Annotated in this window: 16 protein-coding genes; 9 read left to right on the top strand and 7 right to left on the bottom strand. The window is 69.7% G+C overall.

The window, feature by feature from the left end; genetic code table 11:
• Nucleotides 1–213: 213 nt before the first annotated feature.
• Entirely contained in the window at nucleotides 214–1047 is an 834-nt protein-coding gene (locus tag A6B37_RS05310; RefSeq protein WP_102771208.1) for a universal stress protein, read from the top strand.
• Between the two features lie 43 nt (nucleotides 1048–1090).
• Here A6B37_RS05310 and A6B37_RS05305 read toward each other — a convergent pair whose 3' ends face one another.
• Nucleotides 1091–1243 (bottom strand): DUF3309 family protein, encoded by a 153-nt coding sequence (locus tag A6B37_RS05305; RefSeq protein WP_102771209.1) that lies wholly within the window; start codon nucleotides 1241–1243, stop codon nucleotides 1091–1093.
• A 49-nt stretch (nucleotides 1244–1292) separates the two neighbouring features.
• Nucleotides 1293–1454 carry a hypothetical protein gene (locus tag A6B37_RS26025; protein ID WP_168202117.1) on the bottom strand — a complete coding sequence of 54 codons (162 nt, stop codon included), beginning with the start codon at nucleotides 1452–1454 and terminating at the stop codon, nucleotides 1293–1295.
• A 100-nt stretch (nucleotides 1455–1554) separates the two neighbouring features.
• Here A6B37_RS26025 and A6B37_RS05300 point away from each other — a divergent pair, with 100 nt between their 5' ends.
• A complete protein-coding gene (locus tag A6B37_RS05300) occupies nucleotides 1555–2622 on the top strand; it encodes a DNA topoisomerase IB (RefSeq protein ID WP_111825117.1) in 1068 nt (355 codons plus the stop codon).
• Here the strand turns inward: A6B37_RS05300 and A6B37_RS05295 are convergent.
• Nucleotides 2608–2871 carry a hypothetical protein gene (locus A6B37_RS05295; RefSeq protein ID WP_102771211.1) on the bottom strand — a complete coding sequence of 88 codons (264 nt, stop codon included), beginning with the start codon at nucleotides 2869–2871 and terminating at the stop codon, nucleotides 2608–2610. The two genes, A6B37_RS05300 and A6B37_RS05295, sit on opposite strands and share 15 nt — an antisense overlap.
• Nucleotides 2872–3018: 147 nt before the next feature.
• Between A6B37_RS05295 and A6B37_RS05290 the strand changes: the two genes are divergently transcribed.
• From A6B37_RS05290 to A6B37_RS05270, 5 genes are all read left to right on the top strand, one after another.
• Nucleotides 3019–3348 carry a four-helix bundle copper-binding protein gene (locus tag A6B37_RS05290; protein ID WP_111825116.1) on the top strand — a complete coding sequence of 110 codons (330 nt, stop codon included), beginning with the start codon at nucleotides 3019–3021 and terminating at the stop codon, nucleotides 3346–3348.
• A 74-nt stretch (nucleotides 3349–3422) separates the two neighbouring features.
• Entirely contained in the window at nucleotides 3423–3764 is a 342-nt protein-coding gene (locus A6B37_RS05285) for a DUF883 family protein (RefSeq protein ID WP_102771213.1), read from the top strand.
• A gap of 75 nt (nucleotides 3765–3839) precedes the next feature.
• Nucleotides 3840–4751: a Ku protein gene (locus A6B37_RS05280; RefSeq protein ID WP_111825115.1), complete on the top strand. Its 912-nt coding sequence runs from the start codon at nucleotides 3840–3842 to the stop codon at nucleotides 4749–4751.
• A 20-nt stretch (nucleotides 4752–4771) separates the two neighbouring features.
• Nucleotides 4772–7240 carry a DNA ligase D gene (ligD, locus tag A6B37_RS05275; RefSeq protein ID WP_111825114.1) on the top strand — a complete coding sequence of 823 codons (2469 nt, stop codon included), beginning with the start codon at nucleotides 4772–4774 and terminating at the stop codon, nucleotides 7238–7240.
• A 62-nt stretch (nucleotides 7241–7302) separates the two neighbouring features.
• Nucleotides 7303–8190, top strand: coding sequence for an SDR family oxidoreductase (locus tag A6B37_RS05270; protein ID WP_111825113.1), 888 nt, complete (start codon nucleotides 7303–7305; stop codon nucleotides 8188–8190).
• A gap of 18 nt (nucleotides 8191–8208) precedes the next feature.
• Here A6B37_RS05270 and A6B37_RS05265 read toward each other — a convergent pair whose 3' ends face one another.
• The 3 genes from A6B37_RS05265 to A6B37_RS05255 all read right to left on the bottom strand — a co-directional run bounded on the left by A6B37_RS05265 (nucleotide 8209) and on the right by A6B37_RS05255 (nucleotide 9675).
• Nucleotides 8209–8817, bottom strand: a complete 609-nt coding sequence (locus A6B37_RS05265) for a DUF4142 domain-containing protein (RefSeq protein WP_246842371.1) — start codon at nucleotides 8815–8817, stop codon at nucleotides 8209–8211.
• A complete protein-coding gene (locus tag A6B37_RS05260) occupies nucleotides 8814–9386 on the bottom strand; it encodes a hypothetical protein (protein WP_111825112.1) in 573 nt (190 codons plus the stop codon). The genes A6B37_RS05265 and A6B37_RS05260 overlap by 4 nt, the downstream gene beginning before the upstream one ends.
• Nucleotides 9387–9456: 70 nt before the next feature.
• Nucleotides 9457–9675 carry a hypothetical protein gene (locus tag A6B37_RS05255; protein WP_111825111.1) on the bottom strand — a complete coding sequence of 73 codons (219 nt, stop codon included), beginning with the start codon at nucleotides 9673–9675 and terminating at the stop codon, nucleotides 9457–9459.
• 125 nt (nucleotides 9676–9800) lie between these two features.
• Here A6B37_RS05255 and A6B37_RS05250 point away from each other — a divergent pair, with 125 nt between their 5' ends.
• Nucleotides 9801–10181: a hypothetical protein gene (locus tag A6B37_RS05250; RefSeq protein WP_111825110.1), complete on the top strand. Its 381-nt coding sequence runs from the start codon at nucleotides 9801–9803 to the stop codon at nucleotides 10179–10181.
• 4 nt (nucleotides 10182–10185) lie between these two features.
• Here the strand turns inward: A6B37_RS05250 and A6B37_RS05245 are convergent, their stop codons facing one another.
• Nucleotides 10186–11562: a sigma-54 dependent transcriptional regulator gene (locus tag A6B37_RS05245; protein ID WP_111825109.1), complete on the bottom strand. Its 1377-nt coding sequence runs from the start codon at nucleotides 11560–11562 to the stop codon at nucleotides 10186–10188.
• A gap of 238 nt (nucleotides 11563–11800) precedes the next feature.
• Here A6B37_RS05245 and A6B37_RS05240 point away from each other — a divergent pair, with 238 nt between their 5' ends.
• Nucleotides 11801–12742, top strand: a complete 942-nt coding sequence (locus A6B37_RS05240; protein WP_281492752.1) for a sigma-54 dependent transcriptional regulator — start codon at nucleotides 11801–11803, stop codon at nucleotides 12740–12742.
• The last annotated feature ends 64 nt before the right edge of the window (nucleotides 12743–12806 follow it).

The following is a 12806-nucleotide window of genomic DNA, read 5'->3' as shown; positions in this document are numbered from 1 at the left end:
TTTTCATATTTGACGCGGCAAAGATACAGAAGTGTGTCCATATGTACTCCGGCGGTCTTTAACGCGATGGCCGACACTTTTGGTTGCCAATGCGATGGCGGGGAGTTGCGGCCGTTCGTGGAAACTGAGTACGGGTTGACCCTTATCAAGGGCCGATCGCACCGAACGCGCAACCATGTTGTTGACCGATCACGTTCAACCCAGGAGGCCATCATGTACCGCCGCATTTCCGTACACCTCGATCACGGATTCGACTGTAAGCGCCGCACCGACGCCGCGCTCGGGCTGGCCCGCCGCCACAAGGCCGAGCTCGTCGGCATTTACGCCAACGCCGCGCCGCCGCAGTACTACTACGGCGAATCGGTGCTGATGTCGCGCGCCGCCAGCGTCATGGAGCAACTGCAGACCCAGAGCCGCGATGCGGTGCTGAACGGCTTTCTCGCCTCCGCCGCGGCCGCCGACGTGCCGGCGGCGGTGCGCGCCGGCGAAGCCTCGCCCAGCGCCACCGTCGCGGCGCTGGGCCGCGCCAGCGACCTCATCGTCGTCAGCCAGGAGAACCGCGAAGACGTCGAAGCCGCGCACGAGATCGAGTTCGTCGAGCAGACGCTGCTGACGGCCGGCCGTCCGGTGCTGGTGGTGCCGTCCATCGGCGCCTTCCCGGTCATCGGCGAGCGCGTGCTGTGCTGTTGGGATGGCAGCCGCGAAGCCGCCCGCGCGCTGGCCGACGCCGCGCCCATGCTGCGCCTGGCTTCGACCCTGATCGTGCTGACCATGGAGGAAGGCGAGTCGCGCGGCAAGGCGCAGATCGCGTTCGAGGACCTGGCCAGCTTCTGCGAAGCCCACGGCATGCCGGCACCCGAGCACGTGCGCCGCGACGTCAAGGGCGTGGGAGTGGGCAGCACCATCCTGAACGCGGCCGCGGACTTCAGCGCGGACCTGCTCGTCATGGGCGCCTATGGCCACAGCAAGCTGCGCCAGTGGGCGCTGGGCGGCGCCACCGCGTCGATCCTGAAAAACATGACCTTGCCGGTCATGTTCTCCCACTAGCGGGAACCGGGCGCGCGGTGTCCGCGCGCCCGCCGCCGCGCGCCTACAAGCGTCCGGTCAGCAGCATCACGATCAACACGATCAGCAGAATGCCCAGGATGCCGCTGGGGAAGTAGCCCCAGCCCCTGCTGTACGGCCAGGCCGGCACGGCGCCTATCAGCAGCAGGATGAGGATGATCAGCAGAATGGTCGACATGGCGACTCCTCGTCTTTATCGATTCGAGTTCTGGAACGACGGGCGGACATCACTTCCCGGGCGGGGTGATTTCCTTGCCGGGCGGCGACAGCGGGGGCAGATCGACGTCCGGTTCGTCGGTATCGGGGTCCACGGGCAGGTCGCCCGGCGGCGAACCCGGCGGAATCGGATCGGGTTTGGGTGGGACGTGCATATGGGAAAAAGTTTGCATGGCGGCCTCCTTCGGGAATCCCAGCCGCTTGCAGCAAGCGGCGTGCCCGGGCACGCGGGATGCTGCTTGCCGCGCTTCCTTCCACGCCTGCCCTGCCCGCATGAAATCCGCCCGCTCCACCGCTGCGTCCGCGCCGTCCGCCACCACCGAGGCGGGCCTGGTCTATGTCGACGACGCCCGGCCCGGCTATACCCGAATGCGGGTCAACGGCCGCGCCTTCGCCTATCTGGACACGCAGGGACGCCGCATCCGCGACGCGGCTGAAATCGCGCGCATCGACGCGCTGGCGATACCGCCGGCCTATGAAAACGTGTGGATCTGCCCCACCCCGCGCGGACATCTGCAGGCCACGGGCCGCGATGCGCGCGGCCGCAAGCAGTACCGCTACCACCCCGACTGGACCGCGGTGCGCGACGCCGACAAATACCAGAGCCTGGCGGCCTTCGGGCTGGCGCTGCCGCGCGTGCGCAGGCGCGTGCAGCGCGACCTGGCCGCGCCCGGGCTGTCGCAGGACAAGGTCATCGCCACGCTGGTGCGGCTGCTGGAAACCACGCTGATCCGCATCGGCGCGCGCGAATACGCGCGCCAGAACCGTTCCTACGGCCTGACCACGCTCAAGCGCCGCCACGCCAGCGTGGCCGGCGGCCGCATCCGTTTCCGCTTTCACGGCAAGAGCGGCGTGGCGCACGACGTCAGGCTGGCCGACCGGCGCGTGGCGCGCGTGGTCAAGCGCTGTATGGACATTCCGGGACAGCAGCTGTTCCAGTACCTGGACGATGAAGGCGAGAGCCATCCGGTGGATTCGGGCGCGGTCAACGCCTATCTGCGCGAGGCCGGCGCGGGCGATTTCACCGCCAAGCATTACCGCACCTGGGCGGGTTCGGTGCTGGCCTTCGCCGCCCTGCAACGCCGTCCCGAGCCGGACCCGGCCCGCGCCCGGCAGGCGGTGGTGGAGGTCATCCGCCAGGTGGCGCAGCGCCTGGCGAACACGCCGGCCGTGTGCCGCGCCTGCTATGTGCATCCGGCCATCCTGGAGGCCTATCTGGAAGGCCGGCTGCCGCCGCGCGCACGCGCGCCGGACGGCCCGCGCGGGCTGGACGCCGACGAGCGCCGGCTGCTGGCCTTTCTGCAACGAGGCGGCCGCGGGGCTGGCTCAAAGAATCGATGAACGCGCGTTCTTGGCGCGCGGCTGCGGCGCCGAGCCGTCGGCCCAATTCGATTCGGTGCGATTGTCCACCACGGCGCGCCGGTCGCGCGCGGCTTCGTCCGGTGTCGAGGCGTCCGGCTTGTCCGGCATGCGCGGAACGTCGACGGGACCGCGAGGCGGCAGTATCTTAACGTTGTCTTGCGCGCCGTCCTGTGGCCCCTTGCGGGCGCGGGCGGACTTGCCATGTCCGGATTTGGCTGCGGGTTTCATGCGTATCTCCTTCCGGTTCCGGTCTTTCATGCTACGGCGTCGCGTGCGCCGGAAAAGCCCCCGGCGCGGCGAAATTGCAAGCGGATGTGCCCGCCCCGGCCGGGCACGCCGATTGCCGGCAGGCACGGCGGCTCACAAGGAGATGCAATGCGAGACTCAAATTTCGGCCTGTGTGTGCAAGCCTGCTACGAATGCGCCGTGGCCTGCGACGCGTGCGCCGCAATGTGCCTGCGGGAAGACGCCGCCGGCATGCAGCGGGCCATCGGCCTGTGCACGGATTGCGCCGCCGTCTGCCGGCTGTGCGCGGCCATGCTGGCGCGCGACGGCGAGTTCGCCAAGGGGCTGTGCGCCTTGTGCGCCCAGCTCTGCGACGCCTGCGCCCGCGCGTGTTCGGCGTCGCCGGCGCAGCATTGCCAGATCTGCGCCGGCGCCTGCCTGGGCTGCGCGCTGGCCTGCCGCGACATGCTCGGGCCCTGATCCCGACCCGTCTTGCGTGCCGTCCCGGGCCGGCTTGCAAGACGCTTTTCCAGCCCGACCGCCAGGAGCTTGCGATGGCCACTACCAACACCCCCCTGCCCTCCGATTTTCCCGAGAACGGCCCGGACAACAGCAGCCTGCGCCGCCGCGCGCGGCATCCGGAATCCTGGATCGACGAACTGGAGGCCACTCTCAACGATAAGGAAGCCACCGATCTGGAGGCGCTGCGCGAGCGGCTGTCGGAGCAGCTGCGCGCCACCCGGCGCAGCCTGCGCGACGCTTCCGACAATGCGGGCGACCTGATGCGCGAAACCATCGATTGCACCGAGGAGTACATCCATGCCCGGCCGTGGCAGGCGATCGGGCTGGTGGCCGGCGCGGCCTTTCTGTTCGGCGTGGTGGTCGGCCGCCAGTAGCGCGGCCGCGGCCGCATGCCCGGCGCCGGGCATGCGGCTTGCTGCTCATCGCGTCCCCGACCTCTGGAGGCGGCCATGCCGCGTACCATCTGGAAAGGCGCGATCTCGTTCGGCCTGGTGCATGTGCCCATCGTGGTGCATGCGGCCACGCGGCCGCAGCGCCTGGATTTCGACTGGATAGACCGGCGCGACGACGCGCCCGTCGGCTACCAGCGCATCAACAAGCGCACCGGCAAGCCCGTCGCCTCGGAAGACATCGTCAAGGGTTACGAGTACGAAAAAGGCGAATACGTCTACATGAACGACGAGGACTTCAAGCGCGCCAACGTCGCCGCCACCCAGACGGTGGAGATCCAGGGTTTCGTCGACGCCGCCGAAGTGCCGATCTATTACTACGACACCCCTTACTACCTGGCGCCGGACCGGCGCGGCGAAAAAGGCTACGTGCTGTTGCGCGAGGTGCTGCGCCAGGCCGGCAGGCTGGGGCTGGCGCGCGTGGTGCTGCACACGCGCCAATACCTGTGCGCGCTGCTGCCGCAGGGCGACGCCCTGATGCTGATCACGCTGCGCTACGCCGGCGAGATCCTGTCGGCCGAGGACCTGGACCTGCCCGCCGGCAAGACCGCCGCGCCGGCCGCGCGCGAACGCGACATGGCGCTGCGGCTGGTCGAGGACATGACCGGCCCCTGGGACCCGCAGGCCTATCGCGACGATTATCGCGAAGACCTGCTGGCGGCCATCGAGAAGAAGATCAAGGCCGGCCGCACCCACGTGCTGGCCGAAGCCGAGGACGGCGCGAAGGCGCCGCGCGAATCGGCCAAGGTGATAGACCTGATGTCGCTGCTCAAGCAGAGCATCGAGCAGCGCGGCGGCGCCCGCAAGGCGCCGGCCAAGCGCGCCGCGCCGAAGAAAAAGCCCGCCGCCAAGAAAACTGCCGCCAAAACTGCCGCCAAGTCCGGCGCGTCCGCCAGGCGCAAGGCGGCGTGAGCCGGTCATAAGGAGTTCCCATGAGCGAACCGCTGGCTCAGTACCGCAGGATGCGCGACTTCACCGGCACCCGCGAGCCTGCCGGCAAGGCGCCGCGCGCGCGCCGCGCCGGCGACCTGTCCTTCGTGGTCCAGCGCCACGAGGCGCGCGCGCTGCACTACGACTTCCGCCTGGAACTCGACGGCGTGCTGGTGAGCTGGGCCGTGCCCAAGGGACCCAGCCGCGATCCAGACGTCAAGCGCCTGGCCATCAAGGTCGAGGACCACCCGGTCGAATACGGCAAGTTCGAGGGCGACATCCCCAAGGGCCACTACGGCGCCGGCCACGTGGACATCTGGGACCGCGGCACCTGGACGCCGGACGGCGATCCCAGGCGCGGACTGGCGCGCGGGCATCTGCGCTTCACCCTGCATGGCGGCACCCTGAATGGCGCCTGGGCCCTGCTGCGCCTGGGCAAGGAAGACAAGCAATGGCTGCTGCGCAAGCTGGACGACGAGGCGGCGCTCGAAGGCGATGACGCCGAGGCGGCCCGCAAGGCCGAGGCGAAAAAGCCCGCCAAGGCGGCGAAGACGACGAAAACGACCAAAAGCGCCCGGCCGGCCACGCGCCGCGCGGCGCTGCCGGCCACGCTCGCGCCGCAACTGGCCACGCTGGTCGAGGCTCCACCGCAGGGAACGGGCTGGTCCTACGAGGTCAAGTACGACGGCTATCGCATCCTGTGCCGCGTGCACGGCGGACGCGCGCGCCTGGTCAGCCGCAGCGGCATCGACTGGACCGCGCGCATGGCCGTGCTGGCCGACGCCCTGGATGCGCTGGACCTGCCCGACGGCTGGATCGACGGCGAAGTGGTCTGCCTGGACGAGCGCGGCATATCGGACTTCCAGCTGCTGCAGAACGCGCTGGACGGCCGCACCCAGGACCTGTCGTTCATGGCCTTCGACCTGCCCTACTGGGACGGCGAGGACCTGCGCGGCCTGCCCCTGTCCGAGCGCCAGGCGCGCCTGGAGCAGGTGCTGGCCGCGCTGCCGGACGGCGTCCCCTTGCAGATGACGCAGCGCCTGGAGGTGGCCGACGGCACCGAAGGACGCGCGGCCTGGTCCGAAGCCTGCCGGCTGAGCCTGGAAGGGCTGATCTGCAAGCGCCTGGATTCGCGCTACGTGGCGGGCCGGGGCACGGCCTGGCTGAAGCTCAAGTGCCGGCCGCGCCAGGAATACGTGATCGGCGGCTACACCGCGCCGGCCGGCGCGCGCAAGCATTTCGGCGCGCTGCTGGTGGGCCTGCGCAAGGGCCGGAAGCTGGAATACGCGGGCCGCGTCGGCACGGGCTTCACCGCCGCCACCCTGGCCTCGCTCTACAAAAAGCTGCACGCGCTGGAGACGGACGCCAGCCCGTTCGCGGGCGAGCTGCCCGGCCCCGGGCGCTATGGGCAGAGCGCGGGCGAAATCCATTGGGTCAAGCCGGAACTGGTGGCGGAAATCCGCTACGCCAGCGTCACCCAGGACAAGCTGCTGCGCCAGGCTTCCTTCGTCGGGCTGCGCGAGGACAAGCCGGCCAGCGAGGTCGAGGGCGAACGGGTAGCCCCCACGCCCGAGTCCCCCGCCGCCAGGACGGACAAGGCCGCCGACAAGGTGGGCCAGGTCCGCATCACGCATCCGGGCCGGGTCATCATGCACGATCCGGACACCACCAAGCTGGACCTGGCGCGCTATTACGAGTCGGCCGGCGATCTGATCCTGCCGCATCTGCGGGGCCGGCGCATCGCGCTGCTGCGCTGCCCGGACGGCACCGACGCCACCTGCTTTTTCCAGAAGCACATCGGCGGCCGGCTGCCCGAGGGCCTGGAACGCGACGGCGAACACCTGCTGATCCGCTCGCTGGAAGGCGTGCTGGCCATGGTGCAGCGCGGCGTTATCGAGTTCCATACCTGGGGCGCGCGCCAGCCGCGGCCCGACGAGCCGGACCGCATCACCATAGACCTGGACCCGGGCCCCGACGTGCAATGGCAGGCCGTCGCCGAAGGCGCGCAGCTGGCGCGCGGCCTGATGCAGGAAATCGGCCTGACGCCGTTCCTGAAGACCACCGGCGGCAAGGGCCTGCACCTGGTCGCGCCGATCCGCGCGACCCAGCCCTGGGACGTGGTCAAGGGCCTGGCGCGCGCGCTGGCCGATGAGCTGGCGCGGGTCATCCCCGAGCGCTACACCTCCAATATGTCCAAGCTGCGCCGCCACGGGCGCATCTTCGTGGACTATCTGCGCAACGGCAACGGCGCCACCGCCATCGCGGCCTACTCGGCGCGCGCCCGCGCCGGCGCGCCGGTGTCGCTGCCCGTGGGCTGGGACGCGCTGGAATCCGGACGCGACTGGCGCGGCGCGGCCTGCAATATCCGCAACGCGGTGGAGCTGGCGCGCGAACTGGGCGATCCCTGGCAAGGCTACGAAGCGGCCCGCAAGACGGTGGGCCCGCGCATGCTGAAGAAACTGGGCCTGTAGCGCCGGCGGGCGCGGGAACGCGGATTGCTCGGTGGGTGCAGACACGCACCCAGGAGAGACGCATGAGCAAACCCACCCAGGACAACACCGGCGCGCGGCCGCACCCGACCCCACCCATGCCCGGCCAGCATCTGGACAAGCCCGGCGAAGAAGCGGACATGGCGCTCAAGCCGCAGTACCAGGCCCCTTCATACCGCGGCAGCGGCAAGCTCGAAGGCATGGCCGCCATCGTCACCGGCGGCGATTCCGGCATCGGCCGCGCGGTCTGCGTGCTGTATGCGCGCGAAGGCGCCGACGTGGCCCTGGTCTACCTGAACGAACACGAAGACGCCGAAGCCACCTGCCGCGCAGTCCAGGAAGAAGGCAGGCGCTGCGTGCTGATCGCCGGCGACGTGCAGGACCCGGCCTTTTGCGAGAGCGCGGTGCAGCAGGCGGTGCAGGCCTTCGGCAGGCTGGACATCCTGGTGAACAACGCCGCCTACCAGCAGCACACCGATACGCTGCCGGAGATCGATAACGACAAATGGGACCGGACGCTGCGCACCAACATCACCGGTTATTTCTACATGGCGCGCTCCGCCCTGCCCCATCTGAAGGCCGGCGCCGCCATCATCAACACCGGGTCGGTGACGGGCCTGCGCGGCAGCGCCAGACTGCTGGACTACTCCACCACCAAGGGCGCGATCCACGCATTCACGCGCTCGCTGGCGGCCAACCTGGCCGGCCAGGGCATACGCGTGAACGCGGTGGCGCCGGGTCCGGTGTGGACGCCGCTGAACCCGGCCGACCAGAGTCCGCAGGCCATCCGGGAGTTCGGCAAGAACACGGATCTCGGACGCCCGGCGCAGCCCGAGGAAATCTCGCCCGCCTACGTGTTCCTGGCCTCGCCGGTCTGTTCCAGCTATATCACCGGCATCGTGCTGCCGATCACCGGCAGCGCCGGCGACTGATGCCGGGCCGCCGCCCCATCATCTGGGCGGCGCGATCGAGGCCGGCGCGTCGCGCGAGGCGGGCGACACCGCCGGCGCCTCGCCCTTGACCGGCGGCTGGATCTTGTCGCCGTTGGCGGGCCGGCCCTGCTGCAACTCGCGGCTCATGGCCAGGTGCTGCGTCACCACCGGCAGCACGCGCGTGGCGAAATCCCGCACCTGCGGGTCCTCCGACTCGCGCGCCGCGGTCTCGTACAGGCGGTTGGCCATGACGTGCGCGTCCACCGCGGCCCGCTTGGCGTAGACCACGTCGAAGTCCGCCCCGCTGCGGTTGCGCAGTTGTTCCAGCGTGCTGCGGTCCGGCTCGGACGGCTGGTCGGGCAGCGTCACCTGCTTGCGCTGCGCCAGCGTCCTCAGTTCTTTGTCGATGGCGCGATGCTGCTCCAGCATCTGCGCCGCATAGGATTTGACCGCGCGGCTGTCGGCGCGCTGCTGCGCCAGCCTTGCGGCCTCGATCTCGAACATGCCCGAGCCCGCAGCCGCCTGCAGAAAGCGCGCGTCGGCCTCGGGCAGGTCCTGCGCCTGCAACGGCCCCAGCGCGGCCAGCAGCAGCGCCGCGGCCCAGGCGCGCATCCGCGGCGCGCTCATGCCGCTCTCCGGGGCGGGGTCAGGGGATCGAAGTCCTCCCACTTGCCTTCCAGCCAGCGGCCCTGCGCTCTTTCGATGTCCTTGCCGCCGGCCTGCCGCAGTACGCTGCGCGCCAGCGCATCGCGGTCCGGCGCGACGTGCAGCGCCAGCATGACGCCGGCCGGCCTCAGGTCCGGATGCTCGTCGGGCGCGGCCGGCACGCCGGGACGCGCGCGCCGGCCGCGGCCCACGACCCATAGCGCGCCGGCCAGCGCGCCCAGGTAGGCGCCCACGCCGGCCGCGGCAATCACGACCAGGATGGAGGCGGCCAGCCGCGCCGCCACCAGCCCGCCGGCCAGCGCGAACAGCAGGCCCAGCACGGAAGCGCCGGCCACGGCGCCGAAGTGCCCGCCCTTGGCGTCGGGGTCGGCGACGCGGTCTCCGCCTATGGGAAACCGCGCGTGCTCGCCCGCCGTGTTGATGTAGAACGTATGGATGTCGTCCTCGGTGAAGCCCTGGTCGAAGAGCTGACGGGCCGCCACGGCGGCCTCGTCGAAGGTGTCGAATCGGGCGGCGACGATCAAGGCCATGGGAAACCTCCGGTAAGGGAATGGCTTGCGGCTAGCCCAGCAACCGCCATGCCCGCGCGCCGACTCCCGCCTATTTGCCGCCGGGACGCTTGCCCGGGTATTGGCCGCCCTCTTCGAACTCTGGCCCCTTCTCGTTCGGTTTCTTGTCGGCCGGGCGCGCCGGATGCGCCGGCAGCTTGCCGAAGCCCGGCTTGTCCGCGCCCAGCTTGCCGCTGCGATGCGCGGCTTCGGTCTCGTCCTGCGGCGTATTGGCGCGCGCGCCGCCGTCGCGTTTACGTTCGGTATCCATGCCGATCCCTCTCTTGCTGCAACGCGAACGGGTCTGCAAGCCGCATGCCCGGCCCGCCGGGAACGCCGCTTGCGTGTCGACGCCCGGGTCCGCGCGTGGTCGGACCACAACCCGAGGAGTCAACCATGAAACTGTCCCTAGCCGTTCTTCCTGCCGTGGCCCTGGGCCTGAGCGCGCTCGCCTTCCAGGCGCCGGCGCAGCCCGCGTCGGGCGCCGCCGCTGTGCGCAGCGACGACCAGATCGACGATCAGTACAAACTCGACAAGAAGCGCTGCGACGCGATGAAGGGCAACCAGAAGGACATCTGCCAGCAGGAGGCGGAAGCCTCGCGCGACAAGGCCAAGGCCGAGGCCAAGGCCGGCAAGCAGAAGGCCGAAGCCAACCGCGACGCCGCCAAGACGCGCAACGACGCCGACTATAAGGTCGGCAAGGAGAAATGCGACGCCATGTCGGGCAACGCCAAGGATGCCTGTATCGCGGACCTGAAGGCCCGCTACGGCAAATAAGGCCTTAGCGCCGCGGCGGGCGGGCCCCGGGTTCGCCCGGCAGCACATAGCCCGCCGCGGCGTATTCTTCGAGCCGGTTGTACAGGGTCTTGGGGCTGATGCCCAGCATCGCCGCCGTCTGCTTCTTGACGCCGTTGCAGCGCTCCAGCGTGGCCAGGATGAGCCGCCGGTCCACCTCGGCCAGCGTTTCGCCCACCGGCACGCTGACGCGCCCGCCCGTGGCCGAGGCGCCCGACGGAGACACCTGCGGCGCCAGCATGTCGGCCTCCAGCACATTGCCGTCGGCCATGATGAAGGCGCGGCGCACGAAGTTCTTCAGCTCGCGCACATTGCCCGGCCATTCGTACTGCTGCAGCCGTTGCAGCGCGGCCGGGGAAAAATCCTTGCTGGTGCCCGACTCCTGGTTCTGCGTGGCGAGAAAGCGCCGCGCCAGCAGCAGGATGTCGTCGCCGCGCTCGCGCAGCGGCGGCAGCTCCACCGGGAACACGCTGAGCCGGTAATACAGATCCTCGCGCAGCTTGCCTTCGCGCACCGCCTGTTCGGGGTTGCGGTTGGTGGCGGCCACGATGCGGATATCGCAGGCGATCTCGCGGTTGGTGCCCACGCGCATGAACTGGCCCGTCTCCAGCACGCGCAGCAGCTTGACCTGCAGGTCCAGCGGCATCTCGGTCACTTCGTCCAGGAACAGCGTGCCGCCGTCGGCGCGCTCGAAGTAGCCCTTGTGCTGGCGGTCGGCGCCGGTGAAGCTGCCGCGTTCGTGGCCGAACATTTCGCTTTCGATCAGGTTGGGCGAAATCGCGCCGCAATTGACCGCGATGAAGGGCCGCTGCCGGCGCGGGCTGAGTTCATGGATGGCGTGGGCCGCCAGTTCCTTGCCGGTGCCGCTTTCGCCGATGACCAGGGTGGTGACGTTGGTGGGCGCCACGCGTCCCAGCTGGCGGTACAGGTCCCGCATCCGTTCGGAAGCGCCGTACATCTTGCCGAAACGTCCCGGCTCCTCGAACGGCTGGCCGGCCAGGTCGCCGCCCGCGCCCGCGGCGATGCGCGTGAGGATATCGTTCAGCCGCTCCATGCAGATGGGCTTGACGAGGTAGTCGGTGGCGCCCAGCCGCAGCGCCTGCACGGCGTTGTCCACCGTGCCATGGCCGGTCATCACCACGACCTCGGCGCTGGCCGCGGCCGCGTTCTTGAAGATGTCCATGCCGCTGCCCTCGGGCAGGCGGACGTCGGTCAGGACCAGATCGGGCGCCTGCCGTTCGAGTTGGATCATCGCATCCTTGATGCTCGCGGCCAGCGCCACCGAAAAGCCGCTGTCCCGGCCTATTTCGGCCAGCGTTTCGCGTATCGCGGCGTCGTCGTCGACGATCAGCAAATGGGGCATTCCCTGCTCCTTGTTGAGCCACGGTTCAGCATAGCGGCTGGCGTCGCGCGATGGGTAAATATTGGATACTTTCCATCAACGTTTTCGAATACTTGCAACTGGTCGCATACGCCGCCGCGGCCGCCCTCTACGATGCAATCTGGACAACGGCCCGCGCCCGGGCCAAGGAATCCGCATGGCCAATCGCACTGTCAATGCCGCCGCGCGCGATGCCGCCGCCGCCTCCCCTTCGGCGCTGATGGACGCCGACGGCCTTTCGCCGGCGATGCAGAAACTGGCCTCCCAGCTCCGGCTGGCGGCCGCCACCGACGCCAGCGTCTTCATCGTGGGAGAAAGCGGCACCGGCAAGGAAATCGTCGCGCGCGCCATCCATGAAACCAGCGACCGCCGCGACCAGCCGTTCGTGGCCGTCAATTGCGGCGCCATCAGCGGCACGCTGGCGCATGCCGAATTGTTCGGCCACGAAAAAGGCAGCTTCACCGGCGCGGTGGCGCAGAACGCCGGCTATTTCGAGTACGCCAGCGGCGGCACGCTGTTCCTGGACGAAGTGACCGAGATGCCGCCGGACATGCAGGTGCACTTCCTGCGGGTGCTGGAATCGGGCACGTACCAGCGTGTCGGCGGGGCCGACCTGCTGCGCGCCAACGTGCGCGTCATCTGCGCCAGCAACCGCGACCCGCAGGCCGCCGTGGCCGAAGGCCGGCTGCGGCAGGATTTCCTGCACCGGCTGCTGGTGGTGCCGCTGCGCGTGCCCCCCTTGCGCGAGCGCGGCGACGACGCGCGGATACTGGCCCAGCGCTTCCTGGACACGCTGAACCGCGAGCACGGCACGCAAAAAACCTTCTCCCGAGCCATGCAGGATGCGATTGCGCAGCACGATTGGCCGGGCAATGTGCGCGAGCTGCGCAACACGGTGCAGCGCGCCTATATCCTGGCCGACGCCGAGCTCGACGCCAGCGCCCTGGCGCGGGCGCGCGACGTGCCTCGCGGCGAGCTGCGCGACGGCACGCTATGCCTGCCCGTCGGCATGCCGCTGGAACGCGCCCAGCGCGAGTACATCCTGGCCACGCTGGCCCACCACGAGGGCGACAAGCGGCTGGCGGCGCAGACACTGGGCATCAGCCTCAAGACCCTTTACAACCGGCTCGACGCCTACGGCCTGGACGTAGGCGAAAGCTGAACCGGCCGGCTGGGCAATTCTTACCGCGGCTTTGTAATACCGGCCCTGCGCGGCGCGTGCGGGC

The organism is Achromobacter sp. HZ01, from assembly GCF_003267925.1.
GTDB lineage: Bacteria > Pseudomonadota > Gammaproteobacteria > Burkholderiales > Burkholderiaceae_B > Achromobacter > Achromobacter pulmonis_A.
The sequence above is the reverse complement of the archived record's forward strand: the minus strand, read 5'-3'. Positions and strand labels throughout refer to the sequence as shown.